20 protein-coding genes are annotated in these 21,740 nt (G+C 49.6%); 4 read left to right on the top strand and 16 right to left on the bottom strand.

Annotated features, from left to right (window positions below; translation table 11 throughout):
- Positions 1 to 208 precede the first annotated feature (208 nt).
- From rnc to C1I60_RS16340, 10 genes are all read right to left on the bottom strand, one after another.
- Positions 209 to 907, bottom strand: coding sequence for a ribonuclease III (rnc, locus tag C1I60_RS16385; protein ID WP_014281046.1), 699 nt, complete (start codon positions 905 to 907; stop codon positions 209 to 211).
- A 12-nt stretch (positions 908 to 919) separates the two neighbouring features.
- Positions 920 to 2,158 (bottom strand): beta-ketoacyl-ACP synthase II, encoded by a 1,239-nt coding sequence (gene fabF, locus C1I60_RS16380; RefSeq protein WP_137062694.1) that lies wholly within the window; start codon positions 2,156 to 2,158, stop codon positions 920 to 922.
- A 220-nt stretch (positions 2,159 to 2,378) separates the two neighbouring features.
- A complete protein-coding gene (locus C1I60_RS16375) occupies positions 2,379 to 2,612 on the bottom strand; it encodes an acyl carrier protein (protein ID WP_007429985.1) in 234 nt (77 codons plus the stop codon).
- Between the two features lie 109 nt (positions 2,613 to 2,721).
- Entirely contained in the window at positions 2,722 to 3,471 is a 750-nt protein-coding gene (gene fabG, locus C1I60_RS16370) for a 3-oxoacyl-[acyl-carrier-protein] reductase (RefSeq protein WP_137062693.1), read from the bottom strand.
- A 52-nt stretch (positions 3,472 to 3,523) separates the two neighbouring features.
- On the bottom strand, positions 3,524 to 4,465 hold the full coding sequence (gene fabD, locus C1I60_RS16365; protein ID WP_137062692.1) for an ACP S-malonyltransferase: 942 nt from the start codon (positions 4,463 to 4,465) through the stop codon (positions 3,524 to 3,526).
- Positions 4,466 to 4,546: 81 nt separating this feature from the next.
- Positions 4,547 to 5,536 (bottom strand): beta-ketoacyl-ACP synthase III, encoded by a 990-nt coding sequence (locus C1I60_RS16360; protein ID WP_137062691.1) that lies wholly within the window; start codon positions 5,534 to 5,536, stop codon positions 4,547 to 4,549.
- A gap of 8 nt (positions 5,537 to 5,544) precedes the next feature.
- Positions 5,545 to 6,537 carry a phosphate acyltransferase PlsX gene (gene plsX, locus C1I60_RS16355; protein ID WP_137062690.1) on the bottom strand — a complete coding sequence of 331 codons (993 nt, stop codon included), beginning with the start codon at positions 6,535 to 6,537 and terminating at the stop codon, positions 5,545 to 5,547.
- Positions 6,521 to 7,117, bottom strand: coding sequence for a transcription factor FapR (fapR, locus tag C1I60_RS16350; RefSeq protein WP_044644904.1), 597 nt, complete (start codon positions 7,115 to 7,117; stop codon positions 6,521 to 6,523). The genes plsX and fapR overlap by 17 nt, the downstream gene beginning before the upstream one ends.
- Positions 7,118 to 7,393: 276 nt before the next feature.
- Complete coding sequence (rpmF, locus tag C1I60_RS16345; protein ID WP_007429979.1) at positions 7,394 to 7,567, bottom strand: 50S ribosomal protein L32; 174 nt, start codon at positions 7,565 to 7,567, stop codon at positions 7,394 to 7,396.
- A 182-nt stretch (positions 7,568 to 7,749) separates the two neighbouring features.
- Positions 7,750 to 8,268, bottom strand: a complete 519-nt coding sequence (locus tag C1I60_RS16340; RefSeq protein WP_137062689.1) for a YceD family protein — start codon at positions 8,266 to 8,268, stop codon at positions 7,750 to 7,752.
- Positions 8,269 to 8,625: 357 nt separating this feature from the next.
- On the opposite strand from C1I60_RS16340, the gene C1I60_RS16335 reads away from it, so the two are divergent.
- Positions 8,626 to 9,861, top strand: coding sequence for a nucleotidyltransferase (locus C1I60_RS16335; RefSeq protein WP_137062688.1), 1,236 nt, complete (start codon positions 8,626 to 8,628; stop codon positions 9,859 to 9,861).
- On the opposite strand, the gene C1I60_RS16330 is transcribed toward C1I60_RS16335, so the two are convergent.
- Entirely contained in the window at positions 9,851 to 10,882 is a 1,032-nt protein-coding gene (locus tag C1I60_RS16330; RefSeq protein WP_137062687.1) for a YlbL family protein, read from the bottom strand. The two genes, C1I60_RS16335 and C1I60_RS16330, sit on opposite strands and share 11 nt — an antisense overlap.
- Positions 10,883 to 11,116: 234 nt before the next feature.
- Here C1I60_RS16330 and C1I60_RS16325 point away from each other — a divergent pair, with 234 nt between their 5' ends.
- Complete coding sequence (locus tag C1I60_RS16325) at positions 11,117 to 12,412, top strand: nucleoside recognition domain-containing protein (protein WP_252361749.1); 1,296 nt, start codon at positions 11,117 to 11,119, stop codon at positions 12,410 to 12,412.
- Here C1I60_RS16325 and coaD read toward each other — a convergent pair.
- The 5 genes from coaD to C1I60_RS16295 all read right to left on the bottom strand — a co-directional run bounded on the left by coaD (position 12,375) and on the right by C1I60_RS16295 (position 18,065).
- On the bottom strand, positions 12,375 to 12,896 hold the full coding sequence (gene coaD, locus C1I60_RS16320) for a pantetheine-phosphate adenylyltransferase (protein ID WP_137062685.1): 522 nt from the start codon (positions 12,894 to 12,896) through the stop codon (positions 12,375 to 12,377). The genes C1I60_RS16325 and coaD overlap by 38 nt on opposite strands.
- Positions 12,889 to 13,527, bottom strand: a complete 639-nt coding sequence (gene rsmD / locus C1I60_RS16315; protein ID WP_137062684.1) for a 16S rRNA (guanine(966)-N(2))-methyltransferase RsmD — start codon at positions 13,525 to 13,527, stop codon at positions 12,889 to 12,891. The genes coaD and rsmD overlap by 8 nt, the downstream gene beginning before the upstream one ends.
- Positions 13,528 to 13,938: 411 nt before the next feature.
- Entirely contained in the window at positions 13,939 to 15,057 is a 1,119-nt protein-coding gene (locus C1I60_RS16305; RefSeq protein WP_137062682.1) for an acyltransferase family protein, read from the bottom strand.
- A 161-nt stretch (positions 15,058 to 15,218) separates the two neighbouring features.
- Positions 15,219 to 17,036 (bottom strand): APC family permease, encoded by a 1,818-nt coding sequence (locus C1I60_RS16300; protein ID WP_137062681.1) that lies wholly within the window; start codon positions 17,034 to 17,036, stop codon positions 15,219 to 15,221.
- Positions 17,037 to 17,228: 192 nt separating this feature from the next.
- Complete coding sequence (locus C1I60_RS16295) at positions 17,229 to 18,065, bottom strand: AraC family transcriptional regulator (protein ID WP_137062680.1); 837 nt, start codon at positions 18,063 to 18,065, stop codon at positions 17,229 to 17,231.
- 139 nt (positions 18,066 to 18,204) lie between these two features.
- Here C1I60_RS16295 and C1I60_RS16290 point away from each other — a divergent pair, with 139 nt between their 5' ends.
- Together C1I60_RS16290 and C1I60_RS16285 are read left to right on the top strand one after the other, a co-directional pair.
- Positions 18,205 to 20,232, top strand: coding sequence for a beta-galactosidase (locus C1I60_RS16290; RefSeq protein ID WP_137062679.1), 2,028 nt, complete (start codon positions 18,205 to 18,207; stop codon positions 20,230 to 20,232).
- 139 nt (positions 20,233 to 20,371) lie between these two features.
- The gene (locus tag C1I60_RS16285; RefSeq protein ID WP_137062678.1) at positions 20,372 to 21,598 is read left to right on the top strand and encodes an MFS transporter; all 1,227 of its coding nucleotides are present in this window, start codon (positions 20,372 to 20,374) and stop codon (positions 21,596 to 21,598) included.
- The last annotated feature ends 142 nt before the right edge of the window (positions 21,599 to 21,740 follow it).

Genomic DNA, 21,740 nt, shown 5'->3' with positions numbered 1-21,740 from the left:
GATTAACAAGAATCATCCCTATTGTAGCACAAGACTAACCCGGATAAAGCGCGGCAAAGACATACAAAGCTACAGTAGCAAAGCCACGAAAAAAGAGCAAAACGCAGTCCATTCGCCATTTGCGGGCCGGGACTCCCCCGCGGACTGCCCTTTGCTCTTACTTTGTGTCCCCTGCTCGTGTAACCCGTCCGGGCCGCTCAGGTACCAACTACGATTCTGCCAGCTTCAAACGGTTTAAGGCCACTGCCGCCGCCTGCTGCTCAGCTTCTTTTTTGGAGCGTCCTGTACCTGTACCCAGTCGTTCGCTGTCCATATACACCTCAGCTACAAACTCGCGCTCATGGGCAGGTCCGCGTTCCTCCACAATCTTGTATTCAAGCATCCCCATGTTATGATGCTGCGTCAGTTCCTGAAGCTCTGTTTTGAAATCACTCATCTGAAGCTTACCATTTAACACGATTTGAGGAAAAATATAACGTTCCAGAAACGACCGGACGGCATCCAGACCCTGATCCAAATAAAGCGCGCCTACGAACGCTTCGAATACATCGGCCAACAGAGCAGGACGAGTACGCCCGCCTGTCAGCTCTTCACCTTTGCCAAGCAGTACATATTGCCCGAACTCAAGTCCGACAGCAAATTTCACCAGAGAAGGCTCACAGACAATGGCTGCACGCAGCTTGGTGAGCTCGCCTTCCGGCCGATTAGGGTACTGATTGTACAATTGCTCGGATACGGTCAGCTCCAGAACTGCATCGCCTAAAAATTCAAGCCGCTCATTGTCTGCATGCTGACTAAACCGATGTTCGTTTACGTAGGAAGCGTGCGTAAAAGCCTGCTTCAGAAGCTGCCGGTTGTTGAATTGAATATGAAGTTTCTGCTGTAATTGCTTCAAGTCTCCACTCAACGAACTGACCCCTTACGCTTCATATTTTTTTAGAATAACCGTAGCATTGTGACCGCCAAAACCAAAGGAATTGGACATCACGACATTCAGTTTCGCTTTTCTCGGCTCGTTAGGTACATAATCGAGATCGCAAGCCGGATCCTGATTATCCAGATTGATCGTCGGTGGAATGATCTGATGCTGGAGAGCCAATCCGCAGATCACGGCTTCAACACCTCCGGCTGCACCCAACAAGTGCCCTGTCATTGACTTGGTTGAGCTAATCGCAACTTTATAGGCGTGCTCTCCAAGCGTTTTCTTAACCGCTTCTGTTTCCGATTTGTCACCAACTGGCGTAGATGTACCATGCGCATTGATATAATCAATATCTTCGGGATTCAACCCTGCGTCGCGGATCGCCATTTTAATACAGCGTGCTGCACCTTCCGGATCTGGCTCTGTCATATGATGTGCATCACCGGACAGTCCGTAGCCGATCACTTCGCCGTAAATACGTGCGCCACGCTTCAAAGCGTGCTCCAATGATTCCAGGATCAGAACACCGGAGCCTTCACCCATAACAAATCCGTCTCTGTCTATATCAAAAGGACGGCTTGCCTTCTCAGGCTCATCGTTACGAGTGGACATCGCCCGCATCGAACAAAAGCCAGCCATTCCTATCGGACGAATCGTTGCCTCGGCACCACCGCAAATCATAGCGTCAGCATCACCACGTTGAATCATGCGGAACGAATCGCCTATCGCATGACTACCTGTTGCACAAGCCGTAACTGGTGATGTATTCGGTCCTTTAGCGCCGAGTGAAATCGACACTTGACCGGAACCCATATTAGCAATCATCATCGGGATAAAGAAAGGGCTTACGCGTTTAGGTCCTTTTTCAATCAGCGCATTGTGCTGATCCTCCCAGGTACCCAATCCGCCAATACCGGAACCAACAGATACACCAACACGCTCGGCATCGGCGTTCTCTCCGATTACGAGTCCGCTATCCTTGAGTGCCAATTTACTGGCGGCAACGGCGAATTGTACAAAACGGTCCATTTTACGGGCATCCTTGCGCTCTATATAATCCTCAGGATTAAAATCCTTAATAGAAGCGGCAATTTTCGTTGTATATTCACTGGTATCGAAAGCTTCGATTTCACTGACGCCAGATTTTCCAGCCATCAGATTATCCCATAGTGTGTTCAAATCCTGTCCCAGCGAAGTGATTACACCCATTCCTGTTATGACAACACGTTGTTTCAAAGATAATCACCTCTATGTCTACTGCATATTGTATTTCAAGGCCATACGCTCTTGTGTGCAAAAATAATATAGAATCAACTAAAGTTAGTAATGCCGCATACTCCAGCCTTGACTAAGTCATGCCAAGCTCAAGAACACGCGGCAATTCCGTCTTTAGTTCAATCTGTATGATTAGGAGAAAGTCCCGCCTGTAACAGAACGGGACTTTTGTTGACTTGAATTAGGTATGAGATTGTATGTACTTTACAACTTCACCTACGGTTGTAATTTTCTCTGCATCTTCATCAGAGATTTCCATATCAAACTCATCTTCCAATTCCATAACCAATTCAACTACATCGAGAGAATCAGCGCCTAAATCATCTTTGAAAGATGCTTCAAGTGTAACTTCGGCTTCGTCGGCTCCCAAACGGTCAACGACAATGCGCTTTACGCGCTCCAATACGTCGGACATCCGGCTCACCTCCTCCTTAGGTATTATACGAAAATTACAATTAAAATGCCATAGAAGAGAGTTTTCAATCACTACTCTTCTTCCGGGCATGAGGATTAGCAACATGTAGCTACATGTACATGCCGCCATCCACATGCAAAGTCTGGCCCGTCATGTATGAGGAAGCATCAGAGGCCAAAAATAGCACCACATCCGCAATTTCCTCAGGCCGTCCGAGACGGGCCAGCGGAATACCGCTGAGCATATTGTCACGCAAATCATCAGCAAGCACCTGTGTCATTTCGGTATCAATAAATCCCGGGGCTACGCAGTTGACTGTAATACCTCTCGAAGCAAGTTCTCTCGCAGACGATTTGGTAAGGCCGATCACTCCTGCTTTGGCAGCCACATAGTTGGCTTGTCCTGCATTGCCGAGTACACCGACAACGGAAGAAATATTAATGATCCGACCGGAGCGCTGCTTCATCATCGGACGAGTCGCTGCCTTGAGGCAATTAAACACACCTTTCAGATTCGTTTCGATCACCTGATCGAACTCCTCTTCCTTCATACGCATGATTAAATTATCTCTTGTTATTCCGGCATTATTCACCAGAATATCGATCTGGCCCCAAGCGCCGATCACATCCTTGATTAACCGATCTGCCTCGTCGGCGCGACCGACATTAGCCTGGACCATAATAGCTTCTACGCCTTTGGCACGAATTTGCTCCGCAACCTCTGCCGCAGCCGCTTCACTACCAGCGTAGTTTACCGCTACATTAGCGCCCGCTTCAGCCAACGCCAATGCAATACTGCGACCGATCCCCCGTGACGCCCCTGTAACGAGCGCCGTTTTTCCACTTAATGGCTTAGACATGATCCTACCTCCCCTTGCAAGTATATAACCGTTAAGGCGGTAATTGCTACTTTTAACGGGCCTCCAAGGCTTCCGTTACCGAAACAAGCGATTCCAGGCTGCTTATATTATACAGCTTAACCGTTTTGTCGATCTTTTTAACCAGTCCGGTCAAAACACTGCCCGGTCCGAACTCGATAAAAGTGTCAACTCCCTGCTCCAGCAGCCATGCTACACTGTCTTCCCACAATACCGGGGAATAGACCTGCTCGACCAGCAGCTGGCGAATTTCGCCACCCTCACGCACAGGTTTCGCAGTGACATTGGCTACAACCGGAACCTGAGACTTGGAGAAAGCTACGTCTTCCAGCTTGCCGGACAACTTAATCGCTGCTTCCTTCATCAACGAAGAATGAAAAGGACCACTGACCTCCAAAGTAATAGCACGCTTGCCACCCGCTTCCTTCACGCGTTCAGCGACAGCGGCTACGCCCTCCTTCGCACCGGATACGACAATCTGTCCCGGACAGTTGATGTTCGCCAGTTCAACCAGTTGACCGGATTCTGTAATATCACGGCATAGAGTTGCCAGCGCTTCACGATCGGCTCCCAATACAGCAGCCATCCCGCCTTGTCCGTCAGGAATGGCTTGCTCCATGAACTCACCACGAGTACGAACGATTTCAACTGCATCCTCGAATGCAAGTACGCCGGAAGCAACGAGTGCGCTGTATTCTCCAAGACTGTGTCCAGCCACGTAATCAGGGCGAATACCCTTTTCCTTGAACGCTTCATACAACGCAATACTCGCCGTCAACAGCGCAGGCTGCGTATTGGATGTTTGCTTCAAGGCCGTATCCGGACCTTCAAAAATCAGTGAGCTTAGCGCAAAGCCCAACCGTTCGTCCGCTTGGCGAAACACTTCTCTTGCCGCAGGAACCGCTTCATAAGCATCTTTAGCCATACCTACAGCTTGTGAACCCTGACCGGGAAATATAAATGCCGTTTTGCCCATCTTGCATGCACCTCTCTGTATCCAATGCTTGTCCTGTAAAGTACCAGACAAATTCAATATTGTATCAAACCCGCCGCTTTCTTACCAGACAAGAACCGACGCGCCCCAAGTCAAACCACCACCGAAGCCCACCATTAATACCCGGTCGCCTTCCTTCATGCGGCCTTCCTCGGCTGCTTCCACCAGTGCAAGAGGAATCGATGCTGCTGATGTATTCGCATATTTATGAACATTAATAACAACCTTTTCTTCCGGTAGATCCAAACGCTGCATCGCCGATTGGATAATGCGAATATTGGCTTGATGCGGAACGAACACATCAATATCATCTTTGGAAAGCCCTGCTTTTTCAAGCACATCGACGGTTGCCGTTCCCATAACACGTACCGCAAACTTGAAGACTTCGCGTCCGTTCATATAAATATAGTGCTGCTTGTTCTCCACGGTATCCGCACTTGCAGGCAAACGTGAGCCGCCAGCTTCCAGCTTAAGCAATCCGCCTCCTGCTCCTTCGGCTCCTAGATCAAAGGATTGGAATCCTCTACCCTCAGGTACTTCACCAATTACTACTGCTCCTGCACCGTCTCCAAAAAGAACACAGGTATTGCGGTCTGTATAATCCGTGATTCGGGAAAGACAGTCTGCCCCAATGACTAGCGCATTATTATAAATGCCCGTTTTAATAAAGCTCGTGGCAGTTGCCAGCCCATATACAAACCCTGAGCATGCCGCAGACAAATCAAAAGCCGCTGCGCCTTTGGCTCCAAGCTTGTCCTGAAGAATGCAGGCAGTCGAAGGAAACGCCATGTCCGGCGTAACCGTAGCCACAATAATCAGATCCAAATCCTGTGCTGTCATACCTGCGGATGCCAATGCCTTAATCGCTGCTTCATAAGCCAGATCGGATGTGGCCTGCTCTGGAGCCGCAATGTGGCGCTCCTGAATTCCTGTACGGCTGACAATCCATTCGTCACTTGTTTCCACAATTGCTTCCAAATCTTTGTTCGTCAATATTTTCTCAGGCACGTATTTCCCTGTTCCGATAACACCAACCGACCGCAAATTATTCATATCGTCACTCACTTCCTGCTGATTTCCTTGGATATACTTTCCACCAACTGGTTTTGCAAGGCCGTACGGGCCTGTCTTACCGCGTTTTTGACGGCAATGCTGTCAGATGAACCGTGGCCCTTCAAGACGAGTCCGCTAAGCCCCAGCAAGGGAGCACCGCCATGCTCTTTGTAGTCCAGCTTATCTTTCAAGCCGCGAAGCTCACGCATAATCAGGGCTGCTGCCAGCTTGGTCTTTAAAGATTTACTAAACTGCTCCTTTAAGAGAGAAAATATCGCACCCGCCGTACCTTCCAGCGATTTCAGCATGATGTTTCCGGCGAATCCGTCACACACCAGCACATCGCAATTCCCGGTCAGTACGTCTCTGGACTCTACATTCCCCACAAAATTAACAGGCAACTGCTCAATCAGAGGGAAAGTCAGTTTCGTCAGTTCATTGCCCTTCCCGGCTTCCGTCCCAACATTCAGCAAACCCACTCTGGGGGAAGCCACACCATGAACCTTTTGGCGGTACAAGCTACCCATCAGCGCATATTGGGCAAGATGTTCAGGCTTGGCGTCCATATTAGCTCCCAAGTCCAGCGCCAGCACACCCTGATCGTCAATCGTCGGAATCATCGGTGCGAGAGCAGGACGCTCAATGCCTTCCATTCTCCCGACCACCAGCAGCCCTGTCGTCATCAGCGCACCTGTATTACCTGCCGATATCATGGCATCGGCTTCGCCTTCTTTGACCATTCGGCCAGCTACGACCATTGAGGCATCCTTTTTACGTCGTACTGCCTTCACAGGCTCGTCCTGTGCATCTATCGTTTCAGATGTATGACGAATGCTGAGATTCGCGGGCAGCACTCTGCCGTTCAGCACCGATTCAATTCGTCCCCGGTCACCAACCAGCGTAATGTCTGTATCCTTCCATTCCGCCGCCGCAGATAACGCGCCCTCTACTGTCGCCTCGGGAGCATTGTCTCCCCCCATGGCATCAATGGCGATCCGCATGCTGACTTCCTCCTTCGCTGTACTCTTCCTCTGTGGAGCGGTAAATGATAAAGTTCCCCTGGAACACCATTTCTTCTCCCACGTAAGCAAACACTTCCACTTTGGCTTTTCCCTTTTGCTCGGGATTTGAACGCACATATGCTTTGGCAATGCACTTTTCCCCCAAATGAACAGGGCGGACAAAGCGAATATCCGCTGAAGCGGTCAACGCTATCTCATCATTAATCACGGCAACAGCCAATGAATTAGCCTGGGCAAACACATAATGCCCCCGCGCAATGCCGGTACGTGAAAAGATATGCTCTTCTTTAATTTCAAAAATGGAAATACCGCTTCTGTCCAACTGGAGATCAACGATATCCCCGATCACTTCATGTAAAGGCAGGGAGCGAACCTGATCGTAGGAACGCTCAGCCATCAGCTTCAGTCGCTCCCGCAGCTCCGGGATACCCAATTCCATCCGATCCAGGCGAATCGTCTGAATGCTCACCTTAAGCTGTCTTGTCAGTTCCTGATCCGTTACGAACGGATTCTCATCAATTAATTGAGTCAGCCGTTGCTGTCTCTGTCTCTTTGGCAAACGTTCGATATCAGTGGCGCCTCCTTTCCCTGCAATAAACTACCGTTTAGCCGACGGCTCGGGTTACTCCACGTGCTAGCGGCGAATGCTTATGCCGATTTGTCATCCTGTATGTATAAAGAACCCCTTCGGTCCTTCTTTCTTAGAACCTGGTACTAAAATAGTATATAGCATGCCGCAGCAAAAAGAAAGTACGAAGACAAAAAAAAGTAGCGCCTCACTAAAGTGAAGCGCTACTTTTCCTGCGAAGATTCCACAGAATCCGCTTATCGGACATTATTGAGAGATAATCTCTCTAGCTTTGTACGTTCCGCAAACTTTGCACACATGGTGAGCAAGTTTCAATTCGCCGCATTCGGAGCATTTCACCATACCTGGTACTGCCAGTTTAAAGTGAGTACGACGTTTGTCGCGACGAGTTTTGGATGTTCTCCGTTGAGGTACTGCCATTATTCCCACCTCCTTAACCAGATCAACCCGTATAACGGGTGTGACTTCTTATCTCATTCAAGACTGAAGGAAACTGCCCAAAGCAGCTACCTCACAGCCGGTGAATCAAGCCTGCAACATCCATGCGTCGGTTAACTCCTCCGCACAAGTGGATGATGATTTGTCAGAATTGAACTCAATTCTCATTTAAAAAAATCCTTAAGCCCTGCCAGACGCGGATCAATCTTTTTTGTATCGTCATCGTCACTGTCATCGGAGCCAACGCTCCAGTTTTGTCCGGCCGCAGGAGCGATCCCTTGACAATTCTCACTGCACACAGGCGCAAACGGCACGTGCAGTACAAACAGCTCTTCACAATACGGTGCAATGTCGAAGGAATCCCCCGTCACTGCGATAAATTCGCCATCTTCACCCTCCTCTTCGCCAACCGAAGAGGTTTGCTTAAACCGTTCACGGAATTCAATTTTCAAATCCTCGTGCATCGGACTCAAACAGCGTGAGCACAGCATGTCCAGACCTGCGGTCAACGTGCCTTCCACGCTCATTAAGCCTTGACCCAGACTAACGGCGACCAAATCGGTCTCCAGCGGGGAAACGGCCGTAACATCAGGACGATCATCCACCAATTCACTCACATTAAGAGCTTCACGGACCGGAAAAGGACCATCACTTGTTGCTACTTTGCGAAAAAATAGTTGCATCACTATCACTCCAAACAAACAAAAATTATTATACCGACTGATCGAGTCGTTTGTCAACACCTTTCACTTTACACCTCTCACAAATCCATCGGTTTTCCAATGGTTCGGCAAGTTTTATGCGGAAGCGAAAATACGTTGCATGGATCATGTACCTGAGCGTACTCGTACCCCCGCCACTCTTCGTGTACAATAATGCGTAGTATAAAGGTTTTTTCTCCAGGTCTCAATGGCCTTGTTCATTTCTGATCACGAAAAATCAGCATCGTTGCCCTAAAAACAATCATTAGCTGATGGATAACCATCATTTTCAGGATAGTTACCAGACTAGCAACAAAAGAAAGGAGCCGACGTACAGCCTTGAAAACACTCGGTATTATTGTAGAATACAACCCGCTGCATAACGGTCACATTCATCACTGGAAGGAGTCTCTTCGCATCACTGGCGCACAGCGCACGGTGGCTGTGATGAGCGGTCCCTTCCTCCAGCGGGGGGAACCCGCGATTGTGGACAAATGGTCCCGCACCGAAATGGCACTCGCCATGGGCGTGGACCTGGTTTTGGAGCTGCCTGTGGCCTATGCCGTTCAGCCCGCAGAATGGTTCGCCCACGGGGCGGTGGCCCTGCTCCGCGCCACTGGCGTCGTCGACACGCTCTGCTTCGGCAGCGAGAGCGGCGACATCGGCCCGCTGCGCGCGTTGGCCCGCGTGCTGGCGGCAGAGCCGGCAGAGCTTAAGGCCGGCATCGCGCTGCGCCTGAGCAGCGGCGCAAGCTACCCCGCCGCCTATGCGGGGGCCGCAGCCGCGCTTGCGGCCGAAGAGGCGGACGGCACGGCGCTCGCCGCTCTCATGCAGCAGCCCAACAATACGTTGGGGCTGCATTACTTGATTGCGCTGGAACGGCTGGACAGCGCAATCAAGCCCTTCACCGTAGCCCGCACGGGATCGGGCTACCACGAGGCCGAGGCGCCCGCGGACGGAGTCATCGCCAGCGCCACGGCCATCCGCCGTCTGCTGCTGGACGGCGGGCCGGAGGCCGCGTCGCCGTACGTGCCTGCGGCGACGCTGGAGATTTTGCGGCGCGAATGGCAAGCCGGACGCGCGCCGTTGCAATGGGAAGCGTTCAGCCAGCCGTTGCTGAACGCCCTCATCACGCGCAGCCCACAGCAGTTGGCGGAGCTGCACGGGGTTACCGAAGGGCTGGAGCATCGCCTGCGGCACTCGCTATACACGCTGCCCCAGCCCTCTGTAGAGGCATTACTCGCCGCCGTCAAGACAAAACGCTACACTCGTACGAAGCTTCAACGTATGTTCACACATGTTTTACTGAATCATGCCAAGGCGGATATGGCTCCCTCCGAGTTGGCGAAAGGCCCCGGCTATATCCGCGTGCTCGGCTTTAACGGTGCCGGACGCGAGCTGCTGGCCCGGATGAAGCAGACAGCGACCCTTCCGGTATGGGTCAAGCCATCAGCCGGATCGCATCCCCATCTGGACTGGGATACGGCCGCAGCCGCCATACACGCGGCCGGAATGCCACATCCCGCCATCCGTGACATGTATGCTGATTACTTGCGGCCGCCCGTCATGGTTTGATCGGGAGCTTCTCCATATAAGTTAACGCATCGTCAAGCTTGCGAACCGGAACGAGCTTCATCTTAGTTCCGATTTGCTCTGCTTTGGCCTTGGCTTCCTTATAATTGTCCTCCGGGACGAAAAACAATTCAGCACCCTGACGGTCAGCGGCGACAATTTTATACTTTGCACCACCGATCGCTCCCACCTTGCCGCTCTTATCAATCGTACCCGTACCGGCTACACGATATCCCTTGCTCAGATCGCCCGGTGTCAGTTGATTATAAATTTCCATCGTAAACATCAAACCAGCAGAGGGTCCACCTACATCCGTTGACGTAAAATGAATCGTTTTACGCTCATCCTTCGGCTCTACTTTCTGAACCGTGGCAATGCTGACTCCAAAACCGGGTCGTTGTTTGCCTGTTTCACTGTCTGTGATGGTCATTAATGGAGCTTGCACCGTCAGCAGCTTGCCATCACGTTTTAGCTTCACTTTGGCAATCGTTCCTGACTTTTCATACTCCAAGGCGTTTCGGATGGAACGATTATCTGTTACCCTTACCCCGTTCAGCTCCAGAATTTCATCTCCGGGATGAAACACATTACTTGAGCTGGGCACCTTAAATACGTACACATAATCCGGCACAATGCGATAAGGAATATCGGCCCGGGTATAAGCAGCCTCCATCGCTGAAGATTGGGAATCTCCCATATACCACACCTGCTCTGCTGCATATTCGTCTTCACTTCTGCCATGCAGCCGATCCTCCTTGCGCTGAATCTCTGAATTGGCATCCAGCTTCGATATCCCCAGCATCACGATATTGGCATAACGCGCCGATACCGTCGTCATCATAAAGGTCCCCCGTTCGCTTCGGTCGCCTTCCTGAACAGTTACCATCGGCTTGATTTCATTTGCCCCACCGGGTCCATAGATCAGATATGGGGTTGGCATATATACCAGCACATAGACCATGGTGGCCAGGAACAGAACATATCCGGTTGTAAAAAAAGCTCTATTCCGGTTTATTCGCTTCATCGCTTCTCCCCCTCACAGCCTTAACTTCTTCTATTTCACCCAAACTAACTCAGCGCCCTGCCTGTTCTCAATTCTTACAAAAAAGCATACATTGTTTACCAACAGCGTGTACGAGCACCTCGCCCAATATTCCAAACACGAAAAGCGTTAGAAACAACATACGATGCATCCTAATATATTTATGCACGATGAGGTTCGTTTTTTTAAATGTTAAATCATATCACTTCCAAAGAGGTGAAACCTTTGCTACAAAAGGAAGCCCATTCCGCTCCCTATTGGACAACCCTGTTGCTTGCCCTTGGAGCCATTCTGCTTGTGCTGGCTGTTGTCGCCTCACCGGAAGAGGTGTTCCAAGCCTCTGCTCAAGGGCTTAAGCTATGGTGGAGCATTATTTTCCCGGCCATGCTCCCTTTTTTGATGCTGTCCGAAATGCTTGTCGCCTTCGGTCTGGTGCATGGGCTTGGCGTCCTTATGGAGCCGTTCATGCGCTCCTGGTTCCGTCTTCCAGGTCGCAGCGGCTGGGTACTGGCCCTCGGCCTGACCGCCGGATTTCCGGCTGCTGCGGAAGCTGTGCGCCAATGGGCACAGCAGGAGGATATGACCAAGCGCCAGCTTAGAAGACTGACCGCTATCGCTCATTTCTGCAATCCGATGACCATCCTGCTCGTTATCGGAACAGGATTGTTGCATAATGCTGCTGTAGGAGTCATGCTGCTTGCCGTTCACTGGGTCTCCGGCCTATTGGCGGGATGGATTACAGTCAGACTGACTGCGTCCTCAAAAGAATCGCAAAAACGGGAAACGCCAGTTGCCCTCCGGCGAACCTCTGTTTCCCGTACTTCTACCACTCTCATCCGGTCCGCTTGGGACGCCACACGCTCTGCCAGAGAACGGGACGGCCGCAGCTTTGGAAAGCTGCTGGGCGAAACCGTATCCCATGCCGTACAGACGCTTATGATGACAGGTGGATTCATTATTTTCTTTTCCGTGCTGATTCGGTTGCTATCCATGTACTCAGGCCAAGGAGCATTTTCTTTCATATGGCCCGCGTGGATGGAAATTCATCTCGGTTCCTATGAAATCAGCCGCCTGCCATATGATCTCCGCACACAAGCGGCTCTGATCAGCGCCGTACTAGGCTGGGGAGGGCTATGCGGCTGGCTCCAAATCACAGCTGTCACCAAGCCATCGGACAAAGGTATCACGTTCACTATATCCAGGGTGCTTCATGGCATCATCGCCTTTGTGCTTACACTCGTTGCATGGACGACTTTTAGCCGTATGACAAGCAATACACTTCCAGCTTATGTTAGCCGTAGCTCCGTTTCTTCTTTCGCCGAAGGCGGTTATGATCCCGCCGCGCATTCCGTCATGGCGGAGAGCAGCAACCTGTGGACACAGTTGGAAAGTCCGTCGCTGTATCCCTGGCAACTGACCATGTTGTCTATTGTGCTTCTGGGCGCGATTATACTTACACTGCTTGTCATTTCCTTTATAACTTCATGGTGGAGCCGTCGCGCTTGGCGTTGACCTTGGCACGCAGCGCATCCTCGACCTCAGGAGCCACCAGATCTACAACCTTGCCGTCAAAATGGGCGATTTCCTTCACCATACTGGAACTCAGATATGAATAAGTCGGGTTCGTCATCATAAAGATCGTTTCAGCATCCGGGTTCAGCTTATGGTTCGTGGAAGCCAATTGCAGCTCATATTCAAAATCGGTCACTGACCGGATTCCTCTGACGATAACCTGAGCCCCTTTTTCACGTACATAATTGGCTGTCAGGTCACGGAAGCTGTCCACCTCAATGTTCGGAATATCGCGGGTTACCGTCCGCAGCAGCTCCATTCGCTCCTCCAGAGAAAACAGTGGATTTTTACTAATATTGTTAAGTACCGCGACAATAAGCAGATCAAACTGCCTCGCCGCTCTTTGAATAATATCCTGATGCCCCATCGTCACGGGATCAAAGGTCCCAGGATATACGGCAATACGTGGTTTGTGCTCAGTCATGATGGTCCTCCCCGCCTGATTCGGCTATATCAGATTTTTCCGTTCCGGTCTCAGTATGTTCTGCATCGTCCGGTTGCTCTGCTGCAAAGCGGTAGATAGATAACGTTGTTTCGCCATAGACTGCTTTTCTGACCTGTTCGAACGGCCCAAAGCTTTCCGGGTACTCATGTCCCGACTCATACTCCAGCACAATGACTGCCTCAGAACAAAGCAAGTCCAGTTCAGCCATACGGCTCATCAATTCATCACCATGCTTGAGACGATAGGGCGGGTCCAGAAAAACAGCATCAAAAAGAGCTCCACGTTTTGCCAGCGCTTTGAGCGCTCGTCCGGCATCATTGCGGAACACTTCAGCCTGTCCTTCCAATCCGGTTTTTCGCAAATTTTCTTTAATGACATCAATACTTTTCGATTCCATATCAATAAAGACTGCCTTGTCCATTCCTCGGCTAAGCGCCTCTATACCCAGGCCGCCGCTGCCTGCAAACAAATCAAGCGCGACTCCCCCATCAAAATAAGGACCTATCATGCTAAATAGCGCTTCTTTGACCTTATCCGTGGTCGGCCGCGTCCCTGTGCCGGGAACTGCCTTTAACGGCCTTCCTTTGGCACTACCCGATACCACTCTCACGCTGAAACTCACCTATTTTCTATATGTGTTCATAACCATATAAAGATTATGACGTTATCGTACCACATGGATCGCCGTTTGAAAAACGCAGGATTTGAGGAGGTATAAAAACCCATATCGTGGGCATCCTTAGGATATCGGCATTCAACCAATGTCGTAGACAACCGCGGAGAAGACTTACGTTTCCCCATAAGCTCTTCGTCCGGTTTCTCCTCTCCCATTCGGGCGCTCTTATTGGAGCGCCTGATTTTTTTTACAAAAAAAAGAAGCTGCTCACTGGCAGCCTATGTATATCAGCATTTTGCATCATTCGATTCCCAACGCTTAAAAGTACGCATCTCCTTTTCAAGGATTGGATAAATTCTTTAAGCACTTCAACAAATGTTATCGGATGCAGAAAAAAGTTACATCTCAGGCAACACTTTCATTGACCGAATCTTCCTGTGAGCGTACAGACTTCATACGTGATATGATATTTTTCCCCCAACGGATGCCGGGTTGTTCGATCCATGAATAGGTGAGCCAGGACAAACCTGTGGTCAACAGAAGTGTCATAACAAACATAAGAGTCAAATTAACAACGGGGGAAAATGGAAACTCAATCTGACTTACAATCTCCAGAGCAAGCATATGCGTCAAATACATACTGTAGCTGAGGCAGCCGATCCATGACCATCCCCAGTTTAACAGCCACACAGGCTTCCAGTGATACAAAGCATAGGCTCCCAGCAGCAACAGGACACCGATGAGATAATCCGTCATACCTGTACAAAGAGCAAACAGCATGGAGCCAAGCAGCAATACGCCGCTGAATCGGTCTACACTTTTCCAATGCCGCTCGTCTTTCCATATGAAGAACAGCAATATACCCAGTCCGAAGACAGGCAGTTGGTTCGGAAACCATAAATATAGATAATGCCCCCACAACAGGTGATCACCGATCCATGGAGCATTCGCAAATACCGTGTTCAGCCCAAAGCTCAGTAGAAGCGCTCCCACCACAAACCAGGCAGCATGCCGAATCGATCGGATCAGCTTAAATAATAACGGCACGCATAGATAAAACATACATTCCACTGCTATGGACCATTCCACACCGATAATGCTATTGATCCAGTACGGATTCAGTCCATTCAGAAACAAGATATGAGCTGCGATATTCGCAACAGTGACCCCTTCCTGATCCCCAAGCCAGAAACGGGGCCCTGCTCCGTTCACATGCAAATAGGTGATTAACATAATGTAATACAAGGGAGCAATTCGAAAAAAACGACGCACCAGATACGCCGAGACACGCTCTTTTCTGTCACCGGAACGTCTGCTCAATGACAGAAAGAGTGTAAAAGCACTGGCCAGATAAAATAAAGCGACCCCTTTCGCTCCCAAGCTTAATCCCTTTTGCAACCATCCGTTTAATCCATCTACCTGCTGGCTGACATGTACAAGCAACACGCCCATAATTGCCAGCGCTCTCAGCGTATCTACAAATTGCAGCTTGTTATGTTCCGTTTCACCCTCGGTTCCTGGCATTGTAGCCCTCCATATCTATTCTTTAACGATACGTTTTGTATCAATAATACATAAAACGTATCGTTAAAGTAAATATGCAGGTATAAAAAAAACACCCTCCAGCCGCAACGACATGCGACCAGAAGATGTTCATTTTGTCATGCTATAATCGCCTGTTCCATTTATTTGTTTAAATGAAAAGGGACCGTCGTTACGATGACGTCTTTGTAATTGATCAGATAAGCTCTCATCAGCAAGCTGGTCTGGTTGTGCAAAATATTTTCCCACCAGTGCTTCGTGATGAATTGTGGAATAAGAACGGTAATATGATCCTCGTCCGCTTTTTTCCACTCCACCGTATCAATGAACTTGCGAAGCGGATTAATAATGCTGCGATAACGGGATTTCAGCACCACCAAACGGATACCTACATCCCACTCTTCCCATTTTTGCTCCATCTTGCGGATTGCTTCATCATCCACACCTACATATACAGCAACCACATTGTCCGACAAGGTCTTGGCATAGCTGATGGTATTCATCACGACTCGTGTAATACCAGCCACTGGAATAATGATCGTATTGCCTTTGACCATAGGCTTATCCTTCGTAATGTCGATCCGCAGCTGCTCAGCCGTATTTTTGTAATGACCATTGATCTTCATAAAGAAATACAAAACCAAAGGCAGGAAGATAAACACCATCCACACCTGACTAAACTTGGTGAAAATAAAAATAAGCGTAATGGACAGCGTGGTCAGCATCCCAACCGTATTAATAGCAAGCTTGACGACCCAGCCTGACGGCTTGAGACGAATCCAGCGAATCATCATTCCAAGCTGGGAAAGCGTAAACGGGATAAATACCCCTACAGCATAAAGTGGAATCAGATTTCCTGTATTGCCACCAAATACGATAACCAGCAATGCCGAGAAAATACTCAGAAACAGGATACCGTTCGAGTAACCGAGTCGATCTCCGCGAACCATGAACATATGCGGCATGTATTTGTCTTTTGCCAGCATAAATGCAAGCAACGGAAAGGCCGAATAAGCTGTATTCGCCGCCAAAAACAAGATTAACGCCGTCACGCCCTGAATGATGTAATACATCACACCGCGCCCGAAAGTGGCGTTCGCAATTTGCGAAATGACCGTTTCGTGCGGATTTGGACGAACACCATACCAATAAGCCAGCAGACTGATTCCGATGAACATACAACCGAGAATCAAACCCATCATCATCAGCGTAGTTGCCGCATTTTTGGCAGCAGGCTTACGGAAATTCGGAATGGCATTCGAGACAGCCTCTACCCCAGTTAGCGCCGAGCAGCCTGAGCTGAACGCCTTCAGCAGCAGAAACAGACTGACGTTGGATACCGTAGCTCCAAATTGCGGTGCCGCAGCATGGGCTCCTCCTGCCACGTAATGGATGATACCGCTAATAATCAGGACAAAGATCGAAATTACGAATAAATAAATCGGTGCAGCCAGCACTGAGGCTGATTCTGTTACTCCGCGCAAGTTCATAATGGTCAAAAAGATGATCATGATCAGTGCAATGGCGATCCGATGATCATGCAAGGATGGAAACGCCGATGTAATGGCATCTGTACCCGCTGACGAGCTGACTGCTACCGTCAGAATATAATCGACCAGCAAAGATCCGCCTGCAATCAGACTCGGAGCCCTGCCCAAATTGTCCTGAGCGACGATATAGGCGCCACCACCAGCGGGATAGGAAAAAATAGTCTGTCTGTAGGACAGGATCAGAATAACCAGCAATCCCAATACCGCGATGGATATAGGAATGGAATACCATAAAGCAGTGAAGCCCGCTGTAATCAAAACAATCAGAATTTGCTCCGTTCCGTAAGCTACAGAGGACAACGCATCCGAGGACAGGATGGCCAGAGCCTTAAGCTTGTTTAGTTTCTCATCTTCAAGAGCCGTCGATTTTCGTGGACGACCGATTAGTAATCTTTTGACTTTACTCAGCATTTCGTTAACTCCTTCTTTGGATGAGGGTTTTGCAGAAGAACTTTGAACTATTTGTTATTATGTCACCTGAACATCAGATTGATGAAACAAATGAACTATTATTTTATACTCCCACATCCGGAAAAAAACAATAAGGAATGCTCACTAAAAAGAGCATTCCCGCGTAAGAAAGAGTATTTCGATTAAATACCCTTATATATACAATAATTTGAACCTTTCAGGGGTAATTCCTTCGGTCTTGCGGAAAGTCGCCACAAAATGACTGACATCACGGAACCCTACCCGCTCGGCGATCTCTTTTACCGTTAAGTGCGGGGATTCAGCCATCATTTCCTTAGACTTGCGCAAACGTATGACGATCAGATACGCATAAGAGGTCACACCGAATGCCTGCTTAAATAACGTATTCAAATGACGGGCGCTGACATTCATCATCACCGCCATATCAGACAGGCCGATATCCGGGCTGGCATAATTTTGTTCCATAAAAGCCAGCACAGGCCCCAAACGTTCTACATTATGAGACAAGGAAGGCATAGAGCTGTATTGACCATGTTTGCGCAGCAAAGTTAGAAAGCGGTACATATTGGCCGAAGCGTCCAGCCCTGATAAATCCCGTTCACTTGCTATAGTATGAAGCATACTTTCTCCGAAGCTGTGCAGTTCACTATGGGCGTCCCAATGATACCCGCGTGTATGCTTCAATCCTAGCTCTGTCAGCACAGCAGCGGCTATCGGTCCGTCAAACGTAATGTACAGCGTTCGCCATACTTTCGTCGCCCGGCTGTAAGCATGGGACTCGCCCGGCAGCAGTAGAACTCCGGCCTGTTCTCCCAAACGGAAGGAGCCCCCCTTGAACGTGAACACCCCTTCCCCGGACACCGTCTGAATCCAGTGAAAGCACGGATAGCCCTCCGGCCGGGATACATCCTCCTGCCTGCTGTTAAATCCGATACTTTCGATAAAAAGCGGTAAAGAATGCTCACGCGTAGTTAGAAAAAATCGCAAATGATGGGGAGTTAAAATCATTAAAAGCACCTCCGGCGCACGCGGTTATGTATTCCTTAATGTAGATCCATATTGTTATATCCATGTTCATTTTATTATATTTAAAAGCATTTACTTGTATTATAAGATAGAATTATTCTTATATATAGAGGTGATTGGCATGATAAGCGGTAAACTGCCTAAAGTATTTTACGGCGGAGATTACAATCCTGAGCAATGGGATAACACCACACATCAGGAGGACTTACGCATGTTCCAGCTGGCAGGAATTGATATCGCCACAGTCAACGTATTTTCCTGGGCCAAAATTCAGTCGGATGAAATCACATATCATTTTGAATGGCTGGATCAATTCATCGATAGTTTATATGAAAGCGGTGTCTTTGTGTGTCTTGCCACCAGCACTGCAGCTCACCCTGCCTGGATGGCGACTCGATACCCAGATATTCTCCGGGTCGATGCCGACGGGCGCAAACGAAAATTCGGCGGACGCCACAATTCCTGTCCGAACAGTCCCACCTACCGCAAATATGCGGAGAGCATGGCTGACCGACTGGCAGAACGCTACAAAAATCATCCTGCGATCCTCGTGTGGCACGTGTCCAATGAGTACGGCGGGGATTGCTATTGCGATAACTGTGCTGCTGCATTCCGGGTGTGGCTCAAACAAAAATATGGAACACTGGAAAAAGTGAACCGGGTATGGAATACTTCGTTCTGGGGGCACACCTTCTATGATTGGAATGAAATTGTACCCCCAAATAATCTGAGCGAGCATTGGGGCGAAAACCACTCCACCTTTCAGGGCATTTCCCTTGATTACGCACGCTTTAATTCAGACAGTATGCTGGAATGCTATTTGCTGGAGTATAACGCGATCAAAAAGCATATCCCCGAAGCTGTCATAACGACTAATCTGATGGGCTTTTTCAAGCAACTGGACTATTTCAAATGGGCAAAGCACATGGATATTGTGTCTTGGGACAGCTATCCGCGGGCTAATACCCCACCGAGCTATACCGCGATGGCCCACGATCTGATGCGCGGTCTTAAGGATGGGCAGCCGTTTATGCTGATGGAGCAAACACCGAGCCAGCAAAACTGGCAAGCATACAATTCACTCAAGCGGCCTGGTGTCATGCGGTTATGGAGTTACCAGGCAGTTGCGCATGGCGCAGACACGGTCATGTTCTTCCAGCTTCGCCGTTCCATCGGAGCCTGTGAGAAATTCCACGGGGCTGTGATTGAGCATGTCGGTCATGAGAATACACGCGTATTCCGGGAGGTGGCACAGCTCGGCAGAGAGCTTGGCACTTTAGGTAATACGCTGCTGGATGCAACCGTTAACGCAAAAGTAGCCATTTTGTTCGATTGGGATAATTGGTGGGCACTGGAGAAATCAAGCGGTCCTTCTGTAGCGCTGAATTACGTCGATCAGGTGCACAAATATTATGCCGCTCTATTCCACCGTAACGTGCAGGTAGACTTGATTTCCGTGGAATCAGATTTCCAGAAATATGATCTCATTATCGCGCCTGTACTCTACATGGTCAAGCCGGGTACAGCGGAAAAGCTGGAACAATTTACTGAACATGGCGGCACCTTTGTCACCACCTTTTTCAGCGGAATTGTGAATGAAAACGATCTAGTCACAACCGGAGGCTATCCGGGTAAGCTGCGTAAGCTTCTCGGAGTTTGGGTAGAAGAAATTGACGCGCTTTTGCCGGAGTCACGAAATCGGATCGTATTGAAGGAACAGGTAGGAGCATTACAAGGGGAATATGAATGCGGCTTGCTCTGCGACCTGCTGCATAGCGAAGGTGCCGAGGTGCTGGCGGAGTATGGCGATGATTTTTATCAGGGGATGCCCGTGCTGACACGCAATCGTTTTGGTCAAGGCGAAGCATGGTATGTGGCTTCGGACCCTGAAGAAGCTTTCCTGGACGGCCTGCTGGGCTATATTTGTGAGGAAAAAGGGATTCCGTCCTTGCTGCGTGCTCCTGCGGGTGTGGAGGCCAGCGTGCGCTCCAAGGATGGAAAATCGTATTTGTTCATCCTGAACCATAACGCCCAGAAACAGAATTATCATCTGGATGAACAAAAAGGACATGAGCTGCTCAGCGGCGAATTCCTGGAAGGAGATGTTACCATCGAAGGCTATGGCTTTCATGTGCTGGAATTATCATAATTCGATTCCCAACGCTCGAAAGTACAATATATAGACGAACTAAACCGTTTCGATCTCTATATTGCTGATTTGAAATCGCTCTTGGGTTTATGCAAAATACTCAGTATAATTGAAATTTCAGGTATCAAAGGAGTTCATCATGAAACGACTGCTATGGATTGGCAGCTTATCTTATTTTTTAATTGGCCTGGCGCACGTGGTTGTAGGGTCTCTGCTGCCCGTGCTGCTGGACCACTATGACCGGAATTATACGGAGGGCGGAAGTCTGATCTTCGCCCAATTTTCCGGTTTTCTGGCTGGCGTCCTGCTGTCGCCATGGCTTGCAAGGCAATTCGGCAAACGCCGGACGCTGGTATTCGCCTTGCTACTGCTGTGTGCAGCAGAAGGGCTCTACTCACTGCTGCCCCCATGGGGTTGGCTATATGCCGTCGGAGCGGCAGCCGGCTTTGGCTTCGGTATGGTGGAAGCGGTCATCGGCACCATCGTGATTAGCGGTATTACCGAAGGAACGGGTGCAGCTATGAGCCGTCTGGAAGTCTTCTTCGGGATCGGCGCGTTAGCAATGCCCGCGGTTGCCAGCCAGTTGATCGCCCTTGGCTGGTGGCGGTTGGCCTTTCCTGTTATCTCCGTCTGTGCGGCGGTGGCAGTCGTAGCCTGGCTACGGGGATCCTTCGGCAAGCTGGATGCCGTATTGGACGAATATGAGGGTCGTGGGGAAAAGCATATACATTCCGGCTCGGCCCCACATTCTCCATCCACGGGAGCTTCCAAAGGGGGCCCTGCGGGAAATTGGCTGCTGCTGGCACTGTTTATCATCTTTTTCTTTATTTATGTAGGGACAGAAATGAGCCTTGCCAATTTCCTACCTTCTATGTTCATTGAACGGCTGGGCCTTACACAAGCTGAGGCGGCACTCAGTGTTACTTGCTTCTGGCTGGCGATGGCCGCCGGGCGGCTGTTCGCAGGCAACATTGCCGATCGTTACGGCTATGGTGTCTTTGTCGCCCTAAGCTCACTGGCGGCGACCGTGCTGCTGTGCGTGTTCCCGCTGATCAAGGGCACTGCTGTTACCTTTGTCCTTATTGCACTCCTGGGGCTATGCATGTCCGGCATATTTTCCATCGCACTCGTTTTTGCCAGCAAAATGATGCCAGGTACAGTAGAATCCACCACCAGCCTGCTGATTGGTGCAGGTGGAGTCGGGGGGGCTCTGCTGCCCTTATGGCTTGGAAACAGCATGGATCGTGGCGGAGCAGTCGCTTCAGCCTGGTTGCTGGCAGGCTTTGCTTGTATCCTCTGCCTGCTTGGCGGCATTCTGTACGTCCTATACATGCGCAAAAAACGGCTTCAAACCGCTACATCCTAATATATGCCTCTTTCGGCGCATCGGCTGTTCCTTGGTATCATCCTAGGGAACAGCCGATGCGTTATTTTACATACTGGACGAATGTACCTTGTACAAAGGCCTAATTTGAGCTAAAGATAGACATAATATTTCAATGTGTATA

The organism is Paenibacillus terrae, assembly GCF_005217525.1.
GTDB classification, from domain to species: domain Bacteria; phylum Bacillota; class Bacilli; order Paenibacillales; family Paenibacillaceae; genus Paenibacillus; species Paenibacillus terrae_C.
The sequence above is the reverse complement of the archived record's forward strand: the minus strand, read 5'-3'. Positions and strand labels throughout refer to the sequence as shown.